Annotated in this window: 13 protein-coding genes and 1 pseudogene; 4 read left to right on the forward strand and 10 right to left on the reverse strand. The window is 43.3% G+C overall.

Annotated features, from left to right (window positions below; all coding sequences use genetic code 11):
* On the forward strand, nucleotides 1–192 hold a 192-nt coding region (locus tag BACCELL_RS27115; protein ID WP_211211315.1), incomplete at its 5' end, for a hypothetical protein.
* Between the two features lie 8 nt (nucleotides 193–200).
* Here BACCELL_RS27115 and BACCELL_RS07410 read toward each other — a convergent pair.
* The 3 genes and pseudogenes from BACCELL_RS07410 to BACCELL_RS07420 all read right to left on the reverse strand — a co-directional run bounded on the left by BACCELL_RS07410 (nucleotide 201) and on the right by BACCELL_RS07420 (nucleotide 4,097).
* Nucleotides 201–1,922: an Mfa1 family fimbria major subunit gene (locus BACCELL_RS07410; protein ID WP_007211046.1), complete on the reverse strand. Its 1,722-nt coding sequence runs from the start codon at nucleotides 1,920–1,922 to the stop codon at nucleotides 201–203.
* A gap of 82 nt (nucleotides 1,923–2,004) precedes the next feature.
* Nucleotides 2,005–3,520 (reverse strand): annotated as a pseudogene (locus BACCELL_RS07415) (DUF3868 domain-containing protein).
* 7 nt (nucleotides 3,521–3,527) lie between these two features.
* Complete coding sequence (locus tag BACCELL_RS07420; protein ID WP_007211049.1) at nucleotides 3,528–4,097, reverse strand: DUF3575 domain-containing protein; 570 nt, start codon at nucleotides 4,095–4,097, stop codon at nucleotides 3,528–3,530.
* 694 nt (nucleotides 4,098–4,791) lie between these two features.
* Between BACCELL_RS07420 and BACCELL_RS07425 the strand changes: the two genes are divergently transcribed.
* On the forward strand, nucleotides 4,792–5,226 hold the full coding sequence (locus BACCELL_RS07425) for a DUF6078 family protein (protein ID WP_007216730.1): 435 nt from the start codon (nucleotides 4,792–4,794) through the stop codon (nucleotides 5,224–5,226).
* A gap of 318 nt (nucleotides 5,227–5,544) precedes the next feature.
* On the opposite strand, the gene BACCELL_RS07430 is transcribed toward BACCELL_RS07425, so the two are convergent.
* The 4 genes from BACCELL_RS07430 to BACCELL_RS07445 form a co-directional block, all read right to left on the reverse strand.
* Nucleotides 5,545–7,767 carry a glycoside hydrolase family 3 C-terminal domain-containing protein gene (locus tag BACCELL_RS07430; protein WP_007211052.1) on the reverse strand — a complete coding sequence of 741 codons (2,223 nt, stop codon included), beginning with the start codon at nucleotides 7,765–7,767 and terminating at the stop codon, nucleotides 5,545–5,547.
* Between the two features lie 107 nt (nucleotides 7,768–7,874).
* The gene (locus tag BACCELL_RS07435; RefSeq protein ID WP_007211053.1) at nucleotides 7,875–9,122 is read right to left on the reverse strand and encodes a glycoside hydrolase family 5 protein; all 1,248 of its coding nucleotides are present in this window, start codon (nucleotides 9,120–9,122) and stop codon (nucleotides 7,875–7,877) included.
* 18 nt (nucleotides 9,123–9,140) lie between these two features.
* Complete coding sequence (locus BACCELL_RS07440) at nucleotides 9,141–10,616, reverse strand: endo-1,6-beta-glucanase (protein ID WP_007211054.1); 1,476 nt, start codon at nucleotides 10,614–10,616, stop codon at nucleotides 9,141–9,143.
* Nucleotides 10,617–10,803: 187 nt separating this feature from the next.
* Entirely contained in the window at nucleotides 10,804–12,396 is a 1,593-nt protein-coding gene (locus tag BACCELL_RS07445; protein WP_007211055.1) for a DUF6377 domain-containing protein, read from the reverse strand.
* Between the two features lie 64 nt (nucleotides 12,397–12,460).
* Here BACCELL_RS07445 and BACCELL_RS07450 point away from each other — a divergent pair, with 64 nt between their 5' ends.
* Together BACCELL_RS07450 and BACCELL_RS07455 are read left to right on the forward strand one after the other, a co-directional pair.
* Nucleotides 12,461–13,645: a DUF5009 domain-containing protein gene (locus tag BACCELL_RS07450; RefSeq protein WP_007211056.1), complete on the forward strand. Its 1,185-nt coding sequence runs from the start codon at nucleotides 12,461–12,463 to the stop codon at nucleotides 13,643–13,645.
* 110 nt (nucleotides 13,646–13,755) lie between these two features.
* The gene (locus tag BACCELL_RS07455) at nucleotides 13,756–14,337 is read left to right on the forward strand and encodes an epoxyqueuosine reductase QueH (RefSeq protein ID WP_007211057.1); all 582 of its coding nucleotides are present in this window, start codon (nucleotides 13,756–13,758) and stop codon (nucleotides 14,335–14,337) included.
* Nucleotides 14,338–14,347: 10 nt separating this feature from the next.
* Here BACCELL_RS07455 and BACCELL_RS07460 read toward each other — a convergent pair whose 3' ends face one another.
* The 3 genes from BACCELL_RS07460 to BACCELL_RS07470 all read right to left on the reverse strand — a co-directional run bounded on the left by BACCELL_RS07460 (nucleotide 14,348) and on the right by BACCELL_RS07470 (nucleotide 17,092).
* Nucleotides 14,348–15,505 carry a 6-bladed beta-propeller gene (locus tag BACCELL_RS07460; RefSeq protein ID WP_236100727.1) on the reverse strand — a complete coding sequence of 386 codons (1,158 nt, stop codon included), beginning with the start codon at nucleotides 15,503–15,505 and terminating at the stop codon, nucleotides 14,348–14,350.
* Nucleotides 15,506–15,651: 146 nt separating this feature from the next.
* Nucleotides 15,652–16,623, reverse strand: a complete 972-nt coding sequence (locus BACCELL_RS07465) for a BF3164 family lipoprotein (RefSeq protein ID WP_149949613.1) — start codon at nucleotides 16,621–16,623, stop codon at nucleotides 15,652–15,654.
* A 31-nt stretch (nucleotides 16,624–16,654) separates the two neighbouring features.
* Complete coding sequence (locus BACCELL_RS07470) at nucleotides 16,655–17,092, reverse strand: hypothetical protein (RefSeq protein ID WP_007216723.1); 438 nt, start codon at nucleotides 17,090–17,092, stop codon at nucleotides 16,655–16,657.
* Nucleotides 17,093–17,117 lie beyond the last annotated feature (25 nt).

Below are 17,117 nucleotides of genomic sequence, written 5' to 3' on the forward strand. Positions count from 1 at the left end.
CCGGTTATTTCCATTTTAGGGGGCGCGCGGTTTGCACTCCATGCATTTCTGATGCGCCAAGATGTTTCCGTGCTGTTTTTAGAAAGCCTGTCACCGGCTTATTTTACTTTTCCCTACGGTTCATTTCCGTATGGAATATCATTAAGAAAATACAGGGCAGGCAGTTTTGCACTGCCCTGCGCTTTTTCATAGAGAGTATATTAAATCTCAAAACCAGTTTGCCAGTATACCCACGGAGCTATTTCAATATCGAAAGCAAGGAATCCGGGCTTTTCATCAATTGGTTTTTCCGGATCCGGATCTTCTGGTCCATCACCAGGATACCATGGAGTACCAGAACCATTCACCTTATTCAGAGTAAGGTTATACCAGTTGTTACGTACTACACCATATTTACCAAAGTACATATATTCATCATCAGTATTATCATGGCGAATCTCATAATAGTAATAGTTAAGACTCTTCTGATACCACTTAATACACTTGGCAATTTTCACAATCTCACCACCATCTGTGATATTATCAAGATGCGTATCTTGATCAAGATCTGCAAAAGCGGCAATTGAGGCACTTAATGCTGTATTTACCGCACCTAAGAAGTTATCGCAAACTTCCATAAGCAATGTTTCTACAGGATAGAAGAGCTTTGCATTCGCCAGTGCAGTGATCGGATCCTCCCCTGCCAATTCCAATTCATCAGCCTTAGCCTTAATCGTAGTACCAGCTGTAGAATACGCAAGCTGAAGATTTGCAAGAGTCGGATAGTTTATGCCACCGAAAGAGAACCAGTCATTTCCGAGTGTAAAATCTTTTGGAGCGTATTTCCCTTTTATTACTACACGGGTAGCTGCACCAAACTTCTGGTCGGCATCAGCCATTGTATTCTCAATACAATATTCAAAAACCGGAGTTAGAGTTTCACTTTTAGCTTTCCAGGTTACAAGGGGCGCACGATCCTTGACTTCGTTTAGAACAATCCCGGTTCTGTGACCTGGAGTCGCAAAGTTCGGGTCCTTAGTATAGAAACTATTCTCATAGAAAGCTGCAGTATGGGTCGCTTTGGTTTTAGATTTCTCTGCAAATGGATAGAAAGTGCTATTGTAATAATCAAGTGTCCAACCACCGAATTCAAAGTTAGCTCCTTCAGGCAATACAGTCAGACCAGGTGATTTAACAGCTACTTCCACTTTTGCAGCAAGACGTTCAATTTTCAGCGTCGCTCTGTTCCCAACTTTTTCCGCTTCCTCTTTGGCTGCGGCTTCATCTTTAATGGTAGTACCATCAACAGAAATCACATTAGTTTCTACGTCAAGCAGACAGCCTTGGTTCCACTTGTCACCACTAACATCGTAGGAACCGGCATTGATCATCGTAAAACCCTTACCACTATCCGCAGGATCCGCAATTTCACCTACAAGTGTCTCAGGTTTGCTGCCAGCTGTTAGACTTTTAACGATAGCCATGTTGATATCATTGTATAAAGCACCGGCAGTCAAAGCCCTTAATCTCGTCTCCAACAATGTACCCGGATTAACGACAACGAGCAAATACTTAGTACTGGCACTTACCAGAATCGCCTCTGTCGTACCTTGATTACCGCTAACTTGGGGCGACAAATCGCCTGATCCCAAAACAATAACAGGATTCTTTCTGGAATGGTGTACCAGTTTTTGGTCCTTGTCGAATGTAATGACGTAAAGAGAGTTGACATCACCTTCATGTCCGGTAGGATCTTTTTCCGTAGAAGTACCTGCAGCACGGGTACTTGCCTTCTGGGTAGGTAATGTAATCCGCAATGACATGTAAGCCACATCCAAATCGGCCCCCGTCCTCGTATCTTCTCCTTCCAGCTCATTTGTTGAGCAACTTGCCATTGCCCCAAGGGCCAGCAACGATACTAAAATTGATTTAATCTTTAGCATAATACAAAAATTTATTAGAAATTAATAGATATAATTATTCACTTTAATAGTAACCACTTTCGGGTTCTTATTTATTATTCGTTTATTTACTCTTTTTCCTGATCTCAATAGCATTAGCTTTCTTCTTAGCTAATTCTTCCAAGTTGCTTTTGGCTACATCCAGCCCCAACTCTTTGGCAATCTTTAAATGTTTCTCTGACAATTCATAATCCTCCTTCATTAATAGTAATACTCCCATTGCATTATTATACTCCGGTGAATAGTCTGCTGACTTCACCCTCTCTAAATAGCGTTTCGCAGAAACCAGATCATTGCGTGAAAGGGCTGCGGTAGCTGCATTCATATTGGCTATTTCACTCTCCGGATAGATACGGACAGCAGTTTCGAAGATATCGATAAACTCCTGCGAACCTTTCGGATACGTATTAGCCACCATAAACATCTCGTTCAAACTCAGATTCTGAGGACGTTTCTTTATCACTTCTTTCGCCTCTTCCAGATTGAAATTCCTAATATCATAACTCACTTTACAGATCGCGACACGCAGACTCGGGAAAATATGCTTCAACATAAACCGATATGGCACTCCACCATTTAACTTCATCAACTTGGTTTCCCTTCCTTTTTCAATCGGGATGCTGGCTATAATATCCAATACTTCTGCCTTGTCATCCATTTCAACGGTAGCAAGTGCCTTCACCAATCCTTCCCAGTTTTCACCTCCAAACTGGATATGATACTGGTTCTTCGGGAAATCATACTGCGTAGCCAGATAGTTACGCAATGCCATGGCACGGCCCTCAGACAAACGTTTATTCGCTTCCAGCGTTCCTTCAGGAGAAGCATAGCCAATAATATCCAAGCGCTTCACATTCACATTCGCATCATTCTTCAGATCGTCAATCATGGCACGTATCTTACCCAGTTCCTTGGGATTATTCATATATTCAGGACGAATATCCACTCTGTTCACCACAAAGTCCAGGAAACATTCAGCTTGTACATCACGACTCTTTATCTCTTCCACCCATCGGTTCTACATAAGACAAATAGGGAGTCACTACATATGGCACCAGCATACGTTCAAGCGTAACCTTATCAAAAGCATATTCCACATTCATCAATGTGCTTTCACCACAACCACATTCGTCACGCTGCACGTTCAACCGGGCATCTGCCATCCAAGGTTCATAGGGTAACGCATATCTGTATTGCAGCACACCACTTTTTTTCTTGTAATTCTTCTCTACCAGATAGGGAAGTCTATAACTATCCTTCTGCTTCCGGCTCATTACCGATAACCTGCGTTCATAGGCCAGATACTCATTCCGGCCTTTAATAGATATTCTCGGAAGATCGCGGGTGGTAGTGGACGAAATCAGCTGAGGAATAAAATCCACTCCACGTGCAGACTTCACTTTCACATCATCCATAATGACATCCAGATCTATATGGAGGAATTCACCCGATTGTTCCAACCGTACAGGTTCTATCCTGATAGTACCTTCGTATGAACGGTCCTGAGCCGATGCTCCGTTCACATTCAGGAATAAGAGAGCCAGTGCCAGTGCAATGAATTGCATATTTATTTTCATCATTCTCAATCTATTTAATTAAGTAAATAAGTGATAAGCTCGCTTTTGTAGGACCCAGATAATTTTTGCTGGTATCTTTCAGTTTGGTGCCACACGTTGCACAAGGATATTTATCATATAAAATACGTGCATATCCCAGTCCGATAGAAGCCTCAAGGCTCCAACGCTTCTTTAATATCCATGAATGCCCGATTGAAAGCCCACCACCATAGAGACGTCCCTGATAGCGCATATTCTGCATATTCTCACTGATTAACGGCCAATCTGGCCATCCACCTACATTGAAGTCGGCATAGTGCGCATGCAACCCGATGAACGTACGGTTAAAGCTTTCGCAGAACCAGTATCGAAGCTCCGGCTGTATACCCCAATGCTTCAAACGGGCATCATCAAATTTCCATGGATTATAGTTGACCGGGATATCCAGTGTCCACTTACGCGCCAAAGCAACTTCCAAACCAAGATTCATAGTAGTAGTGGCATCATAAAGCAGGTTACTTTTTACGGCAACCTTTTGAGCTTTACTTTCAACCGACAATAAACCCAATATGAATAGTATGCAGACTAGTATTTTCTTCATTTATTCCTTCTTTTTATTTTAAAACCATTCTATAAATCCAATTTCATGCCGTGAAACTTTGATGAAGGAGAGCATTCTTTAAAGAAACATTTTATATCTTTGCACTCTCCATCTATTCCATGCTTCGGCATCCCGACTTCATCCCCTTCAAACCTTGAATAACAAACCGAAAAAGGACAAAATCTCAGATTGCAAATATCGTGGAAATAAAGAAGACTGGAAATCGTATCAAGTTCTGTTATAGGCACTAAAAAAGAGGCCACACAACTAATAATGCTAGTATGCACAATAAGAATGACCAAAATAAGAAAAAAGAGAAAATATCAGTTTACATTTCCATTATCCGCATATTTTTATTTTATTTGTTTCAATATCCGAAACTTTCTAAAGAAATTAATCCAAACTATTTAATATAAGAAAGAGCAAGAAATAATCATTAAATACAATAAATACAAGATAGAATATACAACTTTACTATTCTCGCCCAGGCTATACACACTCCTCGCCACGATTAGAAAGGAAAAGGGAGGAAATTTCATAGAAGACAATTTTGTATTAATTACTACATTATATGCTTTATAGTCTTGCCTTTATTATAAAACAAATGAGTTGTCATCTTTTTCTTGCAGACTGAGCGATTATTCCCCCAGTAAACACTACCTTTGCTATTATTTACTTATAAACGAATACAATTATGAGTCCCGACTTTAACTACAGCGAGGTACCGGCCACCTTCCTCCACTGCCTCAACAAGCAGTGCAAACACTCCGCCAAATGTATGCGCTACCTGGTGACAGCCTATGTCCCGGACAACTACCCGGTAATCAGCACCGTAAATCCAAACTATTTTAGTTCGCACAAAGAATCCTGCCCGTACTTCATGGCGGATAAAAAGAAACGTTTCGCACTCGGCATCACCCACCTGTTGGATAATGTACCGCACAAAGAAGCCCTCGGCATCAAACGAGAACTTATGGCAGAGCTTAATCGGACAACCTACTACCGCTGTTACCGCAAGGAACGACTTCTTAAACCCAAAGAACAGGAATACATCCGTCAACTGTTTCTCAAAAGAGGAATAAAGGAAGAACCCGTATATGACGAGTACGTAGAACAATATGAATGGTAAACTTCTGTAAATAAGTCCGATGCCTTCCTCTCACGGAAGGCTCTACTGAACCGGTATCGTTCCATTGTGAAGAAATGTCCGTTTCACTTTACTGGCATTTTTGTTTCTCAGGCAAGGCACTCTTGTTTCTTAGGTAAGAAACTTTTGTTCCTCAAGGAAGAAACTTTTGTTCCTTAGGCAAGGCACTTTTGTTTCAACAGGAAGAAACTAAATGGAACAAATAGAGACCCGGCGAAGCGCCTATATCTCCCTGACTGACAACAATAAAGGGCGTAATCTTGCGACTACACCCTTCCTCTTATCAACTTAATAACGTTATTACTTCAATTCAAAAGGAACGATCCCTTTGATATCCGCTGCCGAAGCGGCGATAACAGCTTCAAACTTACCCGGTTCGGCTACCCAGACATGTTGGGCATCGTCAAAGTAGCTCAAAGCTTCTTTATCTATGGTGAAGGTAATTTCTTTCTCTTCGCCCGGAGCCAGTTTCACTTTCTTGAAACCTTTCAACTCTTTGACAGGACGGGGCAGAGAGGATTTCTTATCACTGATATACAATTGTACGACTTCCTGTCCTTCGCGGTCACCGGTATTCTTCACGGTTACGGTAAAACTGATCTGATCATCGGCAGACATCACTTTCTTATCAGCCGCAGGTTTGCCATAAGCAAACGTTGTGTAAGACAGCCCGTGTCCGAAGGGGAACAATGGTTTCAACTTCTTCTGCTTGTCCGCCCAACGATACCCCACAAAGATGCCTTCGTTGTATTTCATATCTACCACATCCTTACTTCTCTGACTGATATATTCGCCAACGCTATGAGCCGGAACATCTTCCAGACGGGCAGGAAAAGTGAAAGGCAGCTTGCCGGAAGGATTGGCATCCCCCATCAACACGGCAGCGATTGAGTTTCCGGCTTCCGATCCCAGGAACCAAGCTTGCAAAACAGAAGGAACTTCCGCAATCCAGGGCATAGCTACCGCATTGCCGGAAACATTGATGACTACAAGATTCTTGTTTGCCTTCGCCAAAGCTGAAATGACAGCATCCTGTCCGTACGGCAATTCCAAGCCAGCACGGTCGGTATCTTCGCAATCCTGATTGTTACTCTTGTTCAGCCCACCGATGAAGATCACATAGTCGGCATCCGCAGCCACCTTTACGGCTTCGGCAATCAGCTCCTCAGGCGTACGGTCATCCTGTAGATTCTGACCGGTTACCACACCATTATATTCGCCACGGGCATCGCCTACGTATCCACGGGCATAAACAACTTCCGCCTTGTTTCCTACGCGGTTCTTGATGCCATCCAACGGAGAAAGTTCGCGCTGCACCTTCAGGGAGGAGCTACCACCACCTACGGTCATCATTTTCACAGCATTCTCACCGATAACGGCAATCTTCTTCACTTTATTCAAGTCGATGGGCAATACGCCGTCTTTGTTTTGCAGCAGCACAATGCCTTCTTCACCAATGCGGCGGGCAGCCTCGTAATGCTCGGGAGAAAGGATAGAGCCGAAAGGACGGTTCACATCCATTGTAGTGCGGAATGCCAGGCGCAGGATGCGACGTACTTTTTCGTCCAGTTCCTTCGTACCTACTTTGCCCGATTTGATACGCTCCAGATAAGGCATAGCCAGATAATAGTTATCATAAGCGTTGCTGCTGCCATTGGCAAGACCATCCGTCCAGCTTCCGAACTCCATATCAAGACCGTTTGTAATAGCCTGATCAGTATCGTGCGTGCCGCCCCAGTCGGAAACGACCACACCGTCGAAGCCCCATTCGCCTCTCAGAATATCGTTCAGCAGATATTGGTTGTGGCAGGCATGCTGACCTTTATACAGGTTATAAGCTCCCATGATAGACCACGCTTTACCTTCCTGAACGGCCGCCTTGAAAGCGGGCAGATAGATTTCATACAGGGCACGGTCGTCTACTATGACATTGGTGGTGTGGCGGTTGATTTCCTGATTGTTCAGCGCATAGTGCTTCACGCAGGCTGCCACCCCATTCTGTTGTACGCCCTGCACGTAAGGAACCACCATACGGGAAGCCAGGTACGGGTCTTCGCCCATGTACTCAAAGTTACGTCCGTTCAGCGGAGTACGATAAATATTAACACCGGGTCCCAGAAGAACGGTCTTGTTACGATAGCGTGCTTCTTCACCAATGCTTTTTCCATAAAGCATGGACATCTCGGGGTTCCATGTAGCCGCCAAACAGGTCAATGCCGGAAAAGCTACACAAGAGTCATTGGTCCATCCGGCCTGATTCCATTCATCCCAAAGAACTTCGGGACGGATTCCGTGAGGACCGTCCGTCATCCAAAATTCCGGAATACCCAGACGGGGCACACCCGGACTGCTGAATTTACTTTGTGCATGCAGCATGGCTACTTTTTCTTCCACGGTCAGCCGCTTCAACGCATCTTCTACTCTTACTTCCATAGGTTTGCTCGCATCCAGATATACAGGTTTCTGTTGCGCAAAGAGCGGGAGAGCAACAGCGAATGCGAAACCGAATAATACTTTCTTCATATAAATAAGTGGATAATGGGGTTAGTAGCTAAGTTTGTTTCTTTTTGTACTGTTATGAACCAAACTCAACTACTGACTCACATGATTAAATATTTAACAATAGCTTCTTACTTCATTCCCAACGATTTAATATACCCTTCCTGCACCACACAGTTTTTCAGCTTGCAAGCCTCGATGAAATCCATCATGGCTTTGCGAGCCATTGCCTGGTCGGGACGAGCATCACGAACTTCCTTATAAGATGCGCGGGGAGCCTCGGAGAAGTAAACGATATTCGCCCAATTCTCCGGAGGAGTAATACCGACGAAGCTGGAACCATCCATCTTCTTATATGGCCAGAAGGTGTAGCCGATATTATTGTCACGCATAGTCTGACAGAATGCAGCTTGCCATTCATCCGTATTATGTCCTATTTCGCCCATATACATCGGCAGGTTCACTTTGTCACGGAAATCAATAATACTCTGGATAGCTTCTTTGGTAGGATCGCCTCCGTAGCGGTGGCAGGTGTACATTATCTTATCGTCGAACTTTGAATCCGTAAACGGCTTGAAGTTACCGTTCCATTGTGCACCGCCCAACAGGATAATATGGTTGGTGTCCACCTCGCGGATAGCGGCTACTCCCTTCTTATAGATATCTTCCAGCTTACCGTTCAGTTCTTCCATATTCGGGAAGTACGGAGCAATAGGTTCGTTGAAAAGCTCATAACCCAGAATCACCGGTTCATTTTTATAACGCTCCGCAATCTTGCGCCAGATGTCACAATACAACTGCTGGCTGGTTTCACTTTCAAACAACCAAGGATAGCCGTAACTGTCGTCAATGTTATCTCCCGTTTGTCCGCCCGGAGCATCGTGCATATCAAGAATCAGATAAAGATCGGCTTCACGACACCATTCCACCACACTGTCCACCCGGGCGAAACCATCCTGATTGGCAGTCAGCCCCATAAAGTCCTCATCTGTGAACAACTTATAGTGAAACGGCAGACGGATTGTATTCGCACCCGTATTCTTAATGAACTGAACATCTTCACGGGTGATATAATTGTCCTTAAACGCTTTCCAGAACTCAGCGGTAAAGTCGGGTCCCACCAACTGACAGAACATCTCGTTGATGAAACGGGGGGAATTCGTCTTACTGAACTTGAACATATATCCTTCCGGATTCAGCCAATTACCCAGATTGGTACCCATGATAAAGAGTTTCGTACCGTCGGGCTTTATCAGATCTTGCCCTTGAATTGTTACAAATGCGGCAGGTTCCTGTACTTTTTCTGCCTTTTCACCGCAACTCCCTAACATCAGAGAAGCTGCCAAGAGGGATGTACCCACTAAAATAGATTTCAACATGGTATTCTAAATATAAGATTATTTCTTCCAGCGATAGGATGCTACAGACTTGGCAGGCACCACACAATCCACACAGTTCTTTCCGTCCGTTACCGTCAGGCGAACTTCCATCGTACCCTCATTCAACAGCACAAAAGCCACGGTTCCATCGGGATTATCGAATGCAGAGTACATCAATCCCTTCTCTGCAACGCCTTTGCTTTCTATGCGGACAGCGCCCGGTTTCACTACGGTAGACAGATGTCCGATGATATAGTAATGGGAGTTGTAAGTCATTGTTTTATAGTCGTCACGACTGATATCCACGGCTCCGTAACAAGTCTTGCACCCACCTTCACGCCAAGGTCCACGTTCATTGTCCAACATCAGATTCCAGACTATGACACCTTTACACCAGTTGTTCACTGTGCCAAGGGCTACTTCACGCATATCTTCCATCAGACGTTTCTCCAGGTTACGACCATCATTCCACATGCCGATAGAAGTTTCGGTAAAGATCAGTTCCTTGTCAGGACGCTTCTGTCGGATATTGTTCAGTTCTTCGCGCCTGCCGCCATAATTGTGGTAAGCGGCTCCGGTCAGGAAAGCGGCGGCTACTTCATCATCATACATCTTAACGGGGTATTGTTGCTGATCGGCCATGTTATCGTAGTTGTAATTATGATCGAAAGCATAAATCTTCGTATCCAGTCCGGCAGCCTTGAAAGCAGGACCAAGAGCGTCACGCACAAAGGCCAGTTCTTCCTTCCAACCCATGAACAAAGAGGCGGAATTTCCCCTATTCAACGGTTCATTCTGTGGAGTAACGGAATAAATATCAATACCTTCATTACGAAATGCCTCAATCCATTTCACGAAGTAAGTGGCATAATCCTGATAGTAATCCGGATTCAGTTGTCCGCTTGTCCAGGAATCGAAGGGGTTCTTTTCCTCCAGGTTATTCACCTTCATCCATTTGGGGCATGTCCACGGAGAGCCCAGTATCTTGATGGTGGGATTAATCGCCAGAATATCTTTTAAGATAGGTATCACGTATTCCTTCTCTTCCGTCTGTAAGGCAAAGTTTTCAATGCCTTTCGTATCGCAGCAGGTATATTCGCTCAGCGAGAAATCGGAACAGCCTATGGAAATGCGGATATAGCTGAAGCCTAGTCCGTCTTTATCCGAAAAAGTTTCGGTAAGAAACTTCGCACGGTCGGCAGGTGTCATTTGCATCAGATTGTAGCAGGTAGAACCGGTCACGGCAGCACCGAAACCGTCCATCTCCTGAAATTTCACCTTCGAATTCAGGGTGATTACGGATTCAAACGCAGGAGTTTTAGAGAGCTTCTGAGTAGTGTGATTAAAGCTTTGCTGACGGTCGGCAGTCGTGATGTACACATCTGCTTTCTTCTTTCCTGCCGCATTTTCGTCCAATGAAGCGGAAGTCTCGGCACAAGCTGTAATGGCAGCGAATAAACAGCATCCTAATAAAAGAGGTAGTTTCAAGTTCATGGTATGTTTTCCAAGGGTTAATTAATCTTCCCCAAAGGTAGGCAAGATAAAGACAGTATGCACCTCCGGTTTATCAAGATGTGGATAAGATGAAAGCATGCGGAATGATAACAGACTAAATAACAAGACTATAAGTTTGCAGTGAGAAAGTAAAAAAGTGGATGAACAGGAAAGAAATGGCGTATGTTTAGCGTATCCTCATAACACACATTTCAAAATCATCCCGCGAGACGCACGCCTTATTTTTCACTTTAGCACGGTAATTATAGATTGTATTGACGGAATAACGAAGAAACTCGGCAATCTGCGAACTATCGTCAATACCCAGACGGATCAAGGCAAAAATACGCAATTCTGTATTCAGCAGTTCGCCCTTGCGGAGTATGATCCGTTCTTCAGGCTGCAACAACTGATTGAACTTTTCTACAAAGTCAGGGAAAAGATGGAGGAAGGCAGTATCGAAGTTCTCGTACAGTTCTTTCAGATCAGTGTCAAGCACATCTCTTGAACGCACCATCTTCAGCAGTTCTTCCGTTTGCCCACCGGAAAGCTTTTTGTTGACCATACGTCGGTAAGCATCCAGACGGTCGATATAGGTAGAACACAGTTTCAGGAAACGGCCGATATATTCCTCCTTTATATGATTGGACATCTGCAACTGTTCATTGGCCTGTTCCAGATGACTGCGGGCTATGGAAAGATGCTTCATCTGCCGATATATCCAGATGACAGCCATAATCAGCAACAGGGACAGGATACTGATCATACAAAGATAAAAGAGCAGACGGTCGTTCTGCTTCTCCTGCATAGCCTGATAGGTAAGATCTATGAGCGACAGAATACCTGCCGTCTGCAAGCTGCGGCTACGGGCATTGTAGTGGTTAGTTTCATCCCACGAGAAGCGAATGTAGCGGTAAGCACGTTCAATGTCTCCTTCTTCATAAAGCAGTTGTGCCAAGGTCCACAAGGAAGCATGATCAGTAATTGCCAGCCGGACATCTGTCAAAGCAGACAAAGCCAGATAATACTTTTCCTGCTGCCTGTCTCCCAAACTACGGTAAAGCTGGGAACGGTGGTAAGTGACCAACGCATATTCCGGGGTATCGGGACGTATGCCCGCCAAACGGCTATCATTCATCTTCAAAGCCTCCTCCAATTGACCGGAGCCGGCGGCTTTCATCTCTTTACGTTCCAGGTAGAGGGCGGAGGCAGGAGAAAGCACCTGCATCAGAGAGTCTCCATAAGCGACAGACAAACCGTAATAATGGCTGCGCCGGAAGGTATCCTGCGTATACGCCCCCAATTCATTGTATAAATGACGGTAACATTCATAATAATCGGGTAGCAAACGGGGAGAAAGCTTAGAGGGATTTATCTTTTCCAGATCTTCGGAAGCTTCTTTATACATACCTGCCGCTGACATCAGATGCGCCCTCCGGATACGGGTTTCATCTGCCGCATCCTGCTCACCTCGCTGTTGCGCCCAGCGCAGGTTACGGCTCAGATAGTAAAGGGCGGAGTCGCAGATGTACGCTTTGTATTCCTGATACATTTCCGCATTCAGCCGGAAGAATTCCGGGGTTTCTGAACCGGCCTGTACCAATTGCTGCCTCAACGCCTCAATACGGGCTTCACGCACTGCCACATATTCTTCGTGCTTACCGATGGCTACGTCCAGAGCATCAGTCCAGCCATCCATTGCAGGAACATCGGCCGGAGCCGACATTCCGTGAATGCCAACTAAAGCCAGACCTAGAAATATCAGCAGTTTTATCTTCATAGGGGACAAATATAAAAAATTTGTTTCCTATATTTGCAGCATTAACCCCCAAATGTATTCTATAATGAAAAACTTAACACCTCAACGAGTGGCGGCGGTCGATGTATTCCGTGCGCTTACTATGTTCCTTATGCTCTTTGTGAATGATATCCCCGGTCTGAAAAACATCCCCCACTGGCTTAAACATGCCGAAATGAACGAAGACATGCTGGGTTTTTCCGACACAATCTTTCCCGCATTCCTCTTCTGTATGGGTATGTCCGTTTCCTTTGCTATCCAGAACCGCTATCGAAAGGGAGACACTACCTTGCAAGTGATCGCTCATATTTTCTGGCGCACGGTGGCTCTGATTGCCATGGGACTGTTCTCACTCAACTCCGGCGGCATAGAGGGCGGCATCTCCCATCAATGGTTCTGCATACTGATGGTTATAGGTTTCTTTCTGGTCTGGGCGGTCTATCCCAAGGCCGAAGGTTCAAAAAAGTACCTATTCATCGCAATGAAGGTGCTTGGTGTGGCCCTGCTGGCATTCCTCGTATTATATAAAGACTTAAACGGAAAACCTTTCCATCAGGGTTGGTGGGGCATTCTGGGACTTATCGGTTGGACTTATGTCGTATGTGCCGGTATTTATCTGTTTACCCGTGAAAGTCTGCGCAAGAATGTAATAGCATGGCTGGTAGTTATGCTACTTGCAGTAATCAGTCATTCCAGTCTGATACCACAAGAATACGGTTTACGCGTCATACTGCTGCCTTTCATCCCCAGCGATTGGACGTTGCACGCATTCGGTATGTCGGGTGTACTCACTTCATTGCTGATGCAGAAATATGCTGACCGGGAACATCCGCGTAAGTTTATCACGATTCTTTGTGTATTGGGTGCTGTCATGCTTATTGCTGCACTCTGCTCGCATCCTCACTGGATTATTTCCAAGATACAGGCTACCCCGAGTTGGTTGTTCTATTGCCTGGCTGCATTTTTCCCGCTGTTCGGTTTGTTCTATTGGCTGACGGATGTGAAAGGCAAAACGCCCTGGTTCGATATTATCAAACCTGCCGGAACAGCTACACTGACATGCTATATCCTTCCTTACGTATGGTATGCTGTGCAGCAATTGCTGGATTTGCATTATCCAGAGCTATTGAATGCCGGTGCTCCGGGCTTATTAAGATCGCTTATATTCTCCCTCATCATTGTCCAATTGACCGGACTGTTGGTGAAGGTTAAGATAAAACTGAAAGTATAAAGGATTTCAGGTGCGGATTACGCGGACTATACGGATTCTCAAAGAATCGGAAAGGAATAATTTCCGTGTAATTCGCGTAATCCGCGCCTAAAAGAAAAACAAAAAGGATTATGTTGAAAATAGAAACTCCAAACAACGAAGACAAAGTACTGCTACATTCCTGTTGCGCACCTTGCTCTTCTGCTATTATCGAATGTCTGCTCGCCAACAACATTCGTCCCACCGTATTTTATTATAACCCCAACATCTATCCTCAGGCAGAATACGATATCCGAAAAGCCGAAGCTATCCGTTATGTAAAAGCCCTCGGACTTGATTTCATCGATGGAGATTACGATTATCAGCTTTGGCGCAGTTCCATGTCAGGGATGGAAGATGAGCCTGAACGTGGGAGTCGTTGCCTGCAATGTTTCACTCTTCGCCTGACGGAAACAGCCCGCTATGCCGCAGAGCATGGTTTCACGCTATTCACCACTACCCTTGCCTCTTCCCGCTGGAAAAGTCTCGACCAGATTAATCTGGCAGGTCGTCGCGCTGCCGCTCTCTATCCCGGCACCATCTTCTGGGAGCAAAACTGGCGGAAAGGAGGATTACAAGACCGCCGAAATCAACTTCTTAAAGAGCATGACTTCTACAATCAACAATATTGCGGTTGCGAGTTCAGTATGCGGAGGCTTGAAGAGAAAGAATAAAAACATCCGATCACAACTTATATTTCTCCATCAGTGACTTCACTGCATCTTTTTTAAAGTGATACTGAAAGAGCACGGGATTATCATCCTCAGATAAGGAATCGGCCAACTCTGATAAAGCCTTACTTCCCGCTGAATCCTCCTTCTTTTCACAAAAGAATTCTGCAGATAGATAACCTACGTGCTCGTCGGAACTCCCTCCCGTCAAAAGTGAGGAATAGAGGTTTAAGTCCGAATTATAGGTAGTGGAAATCAAGATTCCCTTTTCTCCATCCCAAACCAACGTTTTTCTGTTATCAATCAATGCAAACAAATAATCGGAAGAAGCCTCTAAAGCGGTTATGCCCGTGCCTATATTCCGCTGATTCATAATCTTTAGCAGTTCAAAAAAGTCCAGATCTTTGTGCTCATCCAGGAAAGCCTCATCAGGAATGGTAGCGGAGGTATCGACATGATAAACCGGGAAAGTCTTGCCATTCTCATATTGATAAAGTTCATTAGAAAACACAGATGCCAAGAAATACTTATTGTTGAAGGTCACCATTGGAAAGTACAAGAAAGGGTAAAAAGCATCTTTAGTTGTCAACGCCTTTGCATCCATTATCCTTTCCGAAACTAATGTATCTCCTTTCTCTCTGAAGACGCGATACTCACTATCCACATGAAAAAGATCATTAGGCAAAGGATAAAATGCTAAAAGTTCTCCTCCATCACACAACATTGCCGACTCTATATTGGCATCTTTATCCCCAAGGTAGCTCATAGATATGTAAGTGCCATCATACGCATATCGTAATATTCGCTTTTGTACATTGTTGATAATGCAGACTTGCTTATTCTTACGGTCCAAATAGAAATTATCCATATAGAGATATTCCCCGGGGGCATTTCCTTTATGACCGATTTCATTCAGGAAACGTCCGTCTTTACCAAAGACAAATAGCCCTTTAGTATCTTCGACAAAATAAAAATCACCATCCCTCTTAGTCCTTTGGAGTTCACCCAGCAAGCACTTCTCCGAAGTTTCTAAAGGAATATAACTAATGCTGTCCACTATATCGTATATATCCAATTCAATAGGGCAGTCTTTATTTATTATATTGATTGCCTCTAAACTATTCGGCAACGATTGCTGGCGGCAGGATGACATAAGAATTATGACTGTCACTATTAGGCTATATGATTTCCTATTTATGTTCAGCATTAGTTTCATATTAAAAAAAATCTAAATTAAGGTATATTATAAGTATAGATCACATCTTCCTGTTCTTGACAGACAGCAATACCGGAGGAATAGAAATACTGTCCGCAAAATTACAGTTTATACCTTAATAAATAATCTTCATAGTGTGCATTAGTCGCATATATATATCCATTTTCTTCATCAACTACAAAATAAAAAGGAATTATATCAAATGTATATTTGATTATCGGGTTCCCTTCATAATCATAGACCTCTAAAGTTCTGCCTAAGAAATTATCATCCTCCTTATGTCCGACATACAAAGCATAAAAATATTTCTTCCCCGCATAGACATTAAGATAGTGATAAGTTATATCTTCAATGTCATTAGCTATAATTTCGGGATAATGCTTACCATCATTAATTCTCTTTACCAACTTAAAATCTTTCACGGCATAGATATCTATTTGCTTTTTATAGATGTAAGGATAAACCACAAATGAATCATTTGCAGCAATAATTCCTCTATTAGAATAGAAATAAGACTCATTATCGTCATCTTTTTCCAGTTTTATTTTATCCAGTTCAGTTTGATTCTTCAAATCATATTTTGTAATGGCAAGTTGATTACTGCTATAATATATAAATAAAGAATCATTTATAATATTCATGAAATTATATTCATCATATTTACCCAATTCATACTCATCAATAAACAATAAGTTACCATCAAGAGCTAATGATATTTTTCTGATTGACGTAGGAGAATAACCTCTTATATATAAATAATCATTATCTAATGTATGGCAAAACATAGGAAACATTTGGATCTCATCCGGACCATTTCCTTTTATACCTGTGGCATTTTTAAATGTCAATGAAGGAGTCTCATATAGGAATAATGTTGTGTCAGATCGTGAACTTGAAATAATAAAATTGTCTCCTGATTTTGTGACGAAATCAGGAGAAAACATTTCGCTTACAGGAATCTTTTCTGCAAATACCTTTTTACTTTCGTGAAAAATGGTTCCATCTACACGAGGTTGAGAGCATGCACTTAGCATCCAAGCCATTAAGAACACACATGTTGAATTATATTTCATCTGAGTCTAAATTAAATAAGAGGTAACTACATTATATTTGCTGTATATACCGGTCCAGGCTATCCGTAGCAGATAAGGACAATTTATTCTTTATGCGCTGTTTGGTTTTCAATACCGACTGGGAAGTAATATTGAAAAGAGCTGCAACAGCCTTGTTACAGAGTCGGGCACGCACCAGATAACACAACTTTAATTCCTGAGGTCCTAAACAGTAATCAACCAACTCTTCCGACAGGCAGTTCCCATAAAACCAATCGATAACGGTAAACAGATTTTGCCATTCGGTATCATCCCTGACAATGCCATAAGACGGATGCTGATGAAGTCGTAACAACTGGCTCATGGCCAATAATAACGAAGATGAGCAATCTGCCAATACTGATGCTTCCTGATAGTTTTTCAGTTGTTTTGTCAGTTGCTTATTTCTGAACAATAAGCAAGCATTCCAATTATCACTGTAAGTTTCCATATACATCTCTTGTTTTTATAATATT

It is taken from the genome of Bacteroides cellulosilyticus DSM 14838 (assembly GCF_000158035.1).
GTDB classification, from domain to species: domain Bacteria; phylum Bacteroidota; class Bacteroidia; order Bacteroidales; family Bacteroidaceae; genus Bacteroides; species Bacteroides cellulosilyticus.

Coding starts and splice junctions, on each gene's coding strand:
- BACCELL_RS07410 (WP_007211046.1), bottom strand. CDS start 1,922: ATGCTAAAGATTAAATCAATTTTAGTATCGTTGCTGGCCCTTGGGGCA.
- BACCELL_RS07420 (WP_007211049.1), bottom strand. CDS start 4,097: ATGAAGAAAATACTAGTCTGCATACTATTCATATTGGGTTTATTGTCG.
- BACCELL_RS07425 (WP_007216730.1), top strand. CDS start 4,792: ATGAGTCCCGACTTTAACTACAGCGAGGTACCGGCCACCTTCCTCCAC.
- BACCELL_RS07430 (WP_007211052.1), bottom strand. CDS start 7,767: ATGAAGAAAGTATTATTCGGTTTCGCATTCGCTGTTGCTCTCCCGCTC.
- BACCELL_RS07435 (WP_007211053.1), bottom strand. CDS start 9,122: ATGTTGAAATCTATTTTAGTGGGTACATCCCTCTTGGCAGCTTCTCTG.
- BACCELL_RS07440 (WP_007211054.1), bottom strand. CDS start 10,616: ATGAACTTGAAACTACCTCTTTTATTAGGATGCTGTTTATTCGCTGCC.
- BACCELL_RS07445 (WP_007211055.1), bottom strand. CDS start 12,396: ATGAAGATAAAACTGCTGATATTTCTAGGTCTGGCTTTAGTTGGCATT.
- BACCELL_RS07450 (WP_007211056.1), top strand. CDS start 12,461: ATGAAAAACTTAACACCTCAACGAGTGGCGGCGGTCGATGTATTCCGT.
- BACCELL_RS07455 (WP_007211057.1), top strand. CDS start 13,756: ATGTTGAAAATAGAAACTCCAAACAACGAAGACAAAGTACTGCTACAT.
- BACCELL_RS07465 (WP_149949613.1), bottom strand. CDS start 16,623: ATGAAATATAATTCAACATGTGTGTTCTTAATGGCTTGGATGCTAAGT.
- BACCELL_RS07470 (WP_007216723.1), bottom strand. CDS start 17,092: ATGGAAACTTACAGTGATAATTGGAATGCTTGCTTATTGTTCAGAAAT.